General features: G+C 45.7%; 2 protein-coding genes. One reads left to right on the forward strand and one right to left on the reverse strand.

The features are described from left to right. Window positions 1-18: 18 nt before the first annotated feature. Entirely contained in the window at window positions 19-1,497 is a 1,479-nt protein-coding gene (gene amyA, locus DXN05_RS24375) for an alpha-amylase (protein WP_245975297.1), read from the reverse strand. Between the two features lie 623 nt (window positions 1,498-2,120). Between amyA and rpoB the strand changes: the two genes are divergently transcribed. Next, on the forward strand, window positions 2,121-5,924 hold the full coding sequence (gene rpoB / locus DXN05_RS24380; RefSeq protein ID WP_116849929.1) for a DNA-directed RNA polymerase subunit beta: 3,804 nt from the start codon (window positions 2,121-2,123) through the stop codon (window positions 5,922-5,924). The last annotated feature ends 723 nt before the right edge of the window (window positions 5,925-6,647 follow it).

The raw sequence follows: 6,647 nt of genomic DNA on the forward strand, positions 1-6,647 counted from the left end.
ATTGATACACCATTATCATCATGCTTTCACCACCCAAACACTTACATTGCCGGCCGGTGCAATAAACCTGCCGTGACCATGCTCATCCAAAGTAATTTCGCCTTCCTTATTGCCGAGAAAATCAACGAACACCGTACCAGCCCTGTCTTTGCCCAGGTCAATATCTTTAAAACCTTCTTCGCTGTTAGACATAATCACTACACAACCACCCGGGTGTTCCGCATCACCGCTGCGCGCCCAGCCAATACAGTTGGGGTGATCTATATAATCGTACTGATCGCCGTGCGCATAATCTTTACGGGCTTTCAGCAGTAATTCTATTTTTTCCACCGCAGGAAGGGTAATGGTATAATCATTCCCATCGTTGCCTTTGTCAGTGTATTCCGCACCAAACAAATCTGGGTAAAATACACAGGGATAACCTTCGCGGCGCAGCAGTATCAGGGCATAGGCCAATGGCTCAAACCAGGGTTCCACGGGGGCTTCAAGCGATTGCAGGGGTTGTGTGTCGTGGTTCGATACCAGTGTTACAGCCAGCGGTGCGTTGTGCGCAAGCAGGGTATCATCGAAAATAGTGGTCAGGTCAAAACTGTTACCTTCCTTCGATGCGCGGTGAAACTGGTATTGCAGTGGGGCGTCGAACATATTCATGCGGCCGCCGGTTGCGGCGATAAAGGTTTCTATTTCTGAAACATTGCCTGTCCAGAATTCGCCTACCATAAACTGGTCGGGCAGGTTAGCGCCCACATAGTCGAGCCATTCATTAAAAAAGGCAGGGGATATATGCTTTACCGCATCCAGCCGCATACCATGAAAATGTGCGGTATCATAAAACCACTTGGTCCAGTATTTTATTTCTTCACGCACTGCGGGGTTGCGAAACTCTATGTCTGCATGCATCAGGTAATCGTAGTTGCCAAATTCATTGGAGATGACTTCTTCCCAGGTATCACCATATTCATTCATGATATTGAAAATGCCGTCTTCATTTAAATCGGCCGCATGGTCTACCCCGGTAAAACAATGAAAATCCCAGATAAATTCAGAGTATTTGCCTTTGCGGCCCGGGAAAGTGAATTTGGTGTAGGCCTCTATTTCAAAAGGTTCGCTGATGGTTTCTGTGCGGTTATCCGGGTTTACCTTAATTACTTTTACCTTTTCGCGCTCATCGGCCCCGGCCTTGTGGTTGATCACCACATCTACATAAACGGCGATTCCTGCCTTGTTGCACGCATCTGTTGCTGCAATAAATTCATCCTTAGTGCCAAATTTGGTGCGCACCGAGCCTTTCTGGTCAAACTCTCCAAGGTCGAACAGGTCGTACGTATCATAACCGCTGGCATGGCCGCCGTCGGCGCCTTTATAAGCCGGGGGCAGCCATACGGCCGTGATGCCCAGTTGCTGCAGGTAGGGGATGTCTTGTTGTAATTTTTTCCAGAGCGAGCCGTCAGAAGGGTAGTACCAATGAAAATATTGGAGTATCGTGCCGTTAATCATAGTGTTTAAGCATTGAGATGTAGGTAATTACATTTAAATACGGGGAAAGGTTCGGCGGGTGTATGTTTAAGGTTTAACGTTTGAAGTGTAAAGTTGGATCGGTGGCAAGGGGGAAACAATAGTTCAATTGTTTCAATGTTCAATTTTTTTGCTAAAGCCTGGATGCTTTGCAGAAAGCGCAAATAGGTGAAATAGAAGTGCAGGGCTTTGATTGATAATGCCCGAAATGATCATTTTAAATAACGATAAGTAATTGGTATGCAATTGAAAAAGCGCATATGATTCGCTCGGGGCTTTACTGGGGTGATAACGAAGGAAGCCTTCAGCTATTGCTGGATTGCCCTCTCTTGCAGGTTTTTATTCACTATTGACTATTCATTATTCACCCGAATGCAGGGGCAATTTGGAAATTTTTGGCCCTGAAGCGGGGAAAAATAAATCCGGTATAAAATTTGTTTTTTCAAAATCCCTTTCTTTACTTAATTTTGCCATCCTTTATTTTGGGCTAATTAGCAGTTTGAGTTACGAAAATGATATTTTTTTCTGTAACTTCATGGGATTCAGTGTATCTAAGCGAGATTGGTCGTAAAGGAACATAAAGCAAAAACCGGTTAATTTCAGATATGTCATCAACTAAAGTTCAAAACAGGATCAGCTTCGGTAAGTCCAAACACCTGGCTGAAACACCTGACTTATTAGACATTCAGTTAGAATCGTTCCGTGAATTTTTCCAATTAGAAACTACTCCTGACAAACGCAATGTGGAAGGTCTTTTCCGTGTGTTTAAGGAGAATTTTCCTATTACGGATACACGTAACATATTCGTACTGGAGTTTTTGGATTATTTCATTGACCCGCCCCGTTACACCATCGATGAGTGTATGGAGCGCGGCCTTACGTATGCGGTGCCATTGAAAGCCAAGCTGCGTTTGAGTTGTAATGACGAAGAACACGTTGACTTCCAGACTATCGTACAGGATGTATTCCTCGGAAACATCCCTTATATGACACCCCGTGGTACTTTCGTGATCAATGGAGCAGAGCGCGTGGTTGTATCACAGTTACACCGTTCACCCGGTGTATTTTTCGGCCAGTCTATCCACCCCAACGGAACCAAGATTTACTCTGCAAGGGTAATTCCGTTCAAAGGTGCCTGGATGGAGTTCGCAACCGATATCAACAACGTCATGTATGCTTACATTGACCGTAAAAAGAAATTCCCCGTAACTACCCTGTTGCGTTCTATTGGTTTTGAAACAGATAAAGACATCCTCGAGCTGTTTGGTATGGCTACGGAAGTTTCTTCTGATAAAAAATCATTACAGAAACACCTCGGTAAGAAACTCGCTGCCCGCGTACTGCGTACCTGGGTAGAAGATTTCGTTGACGAGGACACCGGTGAAGTCGTTTCCATCGAACGTAACGAAATTGTTATGGAGCGCGATACCGTGCTCGATGAGGAAGCCATCGATACCATTGCAGACCTCGACGTGAAGAGCGTTTTCGTTCAGCGCGAAGATGTAGGCGGTGACTATGCCATCATCTACAACACACTTAACAAAGATACTTCTAACAGTGAGCTGGAAGCGGTTCAGCACATCTATCGCCAGTTGCGCGGTGCTGATGCCCCTGATAACGAAACTGCACGTGGTATCATCGATAAATTATTCTTCAGTGACAAACGTTATGACCTGGGCGAAGTTGGTCGTTACAAAATCAACCGCAAACTGGGCGTAACACAGAAGCTGGAAAATAAAGTATTGACCAAAGAAGATATCATCGAAATCATCAAATACCTGGTTCGTTTAACGAATGGTAAAGCTGAGATCGACGATATCGATCACCTGAGCAACCGCCGCGTACGTACAGTAGGCGAGCAGCTGTACGCTCAATTCGGTGTTGGTTTGGCCCGTATGGCCCGTACCATCCGCGAAAGAATGAACGTACGTGATAATGAGGTGTTCACGCCTGTTGACCTGATCAACGCCAGAACACTCAGCTCCGTGATCAACTCCTTCTTCGGTACTTCACAGCTGTCACAGTTCCTTGACCAGACAAACCCGCTCTCCGAAATCACCCACAAACGCCGTATCTCCGCACTCGGACCCGGTGGTTTGAGCCGTGAAAGGGCAGGCTTCGAGGTGCGTGACGTACACTACAGCCATTACGGCCGTTTGTGTACCATTGAAACACCGGAAGGACCAAACATCGGTTTGATTTCTACCCTTTGCGTACACGCGAAAATCAATGATATGGGCTTCATCGAAACCCCGTATCACAAAGTGGAAAATGGTCACGTAGAACTGGCTACCACTAAATTCCTGAGCGCAGAAGAAGAAGATACCGCCAAAATTGCCCAGAGCAATGTTGGTCTGGATGAGAAAGGCAATTTCGTGGAAGACAGGATTGTTAGCCGTCAAACCGGTGACTTCCCAATTCTCGAAAGAACAGAAGTGGAATACATGGACGTTGCCCCTAACCAGATTGTTGGTTTAAGTGCGTCATTGATTCCGTTCCTCGAGCATGATGACGCCAACCGTGCGCTGATGGGATCAAACATGCAACGTCAGGCTGTACCGCTTATCCTGCCACAGGCGCCTATCGTAGGTACCGGCCTGGAAGGAAAAGCTGCACGCGATGCACGTATCCAGATTCACGCTGAAGGCAATGGTGTGGTTGAATTTGTTGATGCAAAAGAAATTCATGTTCGCTACAACCGTAACGATGCAGATCGTCTGGTTAGCTTCGAAGATGACCTGCGCATCTACAAACTCACCAAATTCATCAAAACCAACCAGTCTACCTCTATTAACTTACGTCCTGCGGTTAGGAAAAACCAGGAAGTGAAAAAAGGCGACTTCTTAACGGAAGGTTACGCTACAAAAGACGGTGAACTGGCCCTGGGCCGTAACCTGCAGGTGGCATTCATGCCATGGAAAGGTTACAACTTCGAGGATGCCATCGTAATCAACGAAAAAGTAGTTCGCGAAGACCTGTTTACTTCTATCCATATTGAAGAATATGAACTGGAAGTACGCGATACCAAACTGGGTGAAGAAGAACTGACACCTGATATCCCCAACGTATCTGAAGAAGCTACGAAAGACCTGGACGAGAACGGTATCATCCGTATCGGCGCCCATGTTCGTGAAGGTGATATCCTCATCGGTAAAATCACACCAAAAGGTGAAAGCGATCCTACACCGGAAGAAAAACTGCTGCGCGCCATCTTCGGCGATAAAGCAGGTGATGCCAAAGATGCTTCTCTGAAAGCGCCGAACGGTACCGAAGGTGTGGTGATTGACAAAAAACTGTTCCAGCGCGCCAAGAAAGATAAAAATGGTAAAATCCGTGAAAAAGCTCAGCTTGAAAAAGTAGAGAAAGTACACGAGAAAAATACCGAAGACCTGAAAGAGCTGCTGCTGAGCAAACTGCAGACCTTGTTGAAAGACAAAAACAGCGCCGGTGTAACCAATAACTTTGGTGAAATGCTGATTGGTAAAAGCGCCAAGTTCAATGTAAAGAACCTGGGCTCTATCGATTACCAGAACGTTAACCCGCTGGGTTGGACAGGTGATGCATCTATCGATGATCAGATCAATACCCTGCTCCACAACTTCAACATCAAATACAACGAGGAACTCGGCCGCTACAAACGCGAAAAATTCAACATCTCTATCGGTGATGAATTACCTGCGGGCGTACTGAAACTCGCTAAAGTTTACCTGGCTGTTAAACGTAAACTGAAAGTGGGTGATAAAATGGCGGGTCGTCACGGTAACAAAGGTATCGTAGCCAAAATCGTGCGTGCAGAAGACATGCCGTTTATGGAAGATGGTACACCTGTAGATATCGTACTGAACCCCCTGGGTGTACCTTCACGTATGAACCTGGGCCAGATTTACGAAACCATTCTCGGATGGTGTGGTAAAAAACTGGGCGTTAAATTCGCAACCCCGATTTTCGATGGTGCTACACCTGATGAAATCATGAACTATTGTGGTGATGCTGGTATTCCTTCAATGGGCCACACCCACCTGTTCGATGGTGAAACCGGTGAACGCTTCCACCAGAAAGCCACCGTTGGTGTGATCTACATGATTAAACTGCACCACATGGTTGACGATAAAATGCACGCACGTTCTATCGGGCCCTACAGCTTGATTACACAGCAGCCGCTGGGTGGTAAAGCACAGTTTGGTGGTCAGCGTTTTGGTGAAATGGAGGTTTGGGCACTCGAAGCATACGGTGCTGCCAACATTTTGCAGGAACTGTTAACCATTAAATCGGATGATATCATTGGCCGTGCTAAAACGTACGAAGCCATCGTTAAAGGTGATAACATCCCGAGAGCCGGTATTCCTGAATCATTCAACGTATTGGTTCACGAGTTACGCGGTTTGGGTCTTGATCTTAAATTCGAATAGTCGAAATAAGTTTTACCAAAAAAGCCGTCCTGGTTCAACCCGGGGCGGCTTTTTGCTTGTATACATCTGTGCAGCTCATTTAAGCTGCAATAAGGGGCTATTTAGCCGGCATCCTGTCTATTTATGCCAGGCAGACCAACCCGGGCAGGAATAGCCTGTACAATGTACCGCAGCCGGCTTTCCTGGTATCCTTCAGGGATAAGAAAATTCGCTGTGCTCCATAGTGTACTACTGCCAGCAGGCCTGATGTGGATATCTTTGCTGCCGACCTGAAACCCTTGCTCAGTGCCTATTCCAGCGTATTCATAGCAATAAAATACCGGCAGGTAAACAATTTGCTCAACATTTTAACACCGAAAAACTTGGTGCGCATACATCCGCCGCGTACCTTTGTTCTCCGCTTTTGAAAAAAGAGAGTTTAAAGTGAGTTAGCATACAGATCAAAAGCAAAGTTCTTTCAGGTTATACAATCTCCATCGCTGAAAAAACAGCAAATTTTCGAAATAAAATTTGGTAGTTAATCTAAGGTGCATACCTTCGCAGCCCGTTAATAAAACGGGTAGTTCTTTCAGCGGTGCATTGGTTTGAAAAAAGGCAGAGAAATTTGAAAATAAATTTGGTGAGAATAAAAAGCTGCTTATCTTTGCAGCCCGGTTTGAAAAACTGGTAGCTCATTGGAACTCAATCTTTTAGGAATAACAAACGGAAAAATATTTTGAAGAA

Origin of the sequence: Deminuibacter soli (assembly GCF_003412455.1) — a bacterium.
In the GTDB taxonomy this organism is placed as follows: domain Bacteria; phylum Bacteroidota; class Bacteroidia; order Chitinophagales; family Chitinophagaceae; genus Deminuibacter; species Deminuibacter soli.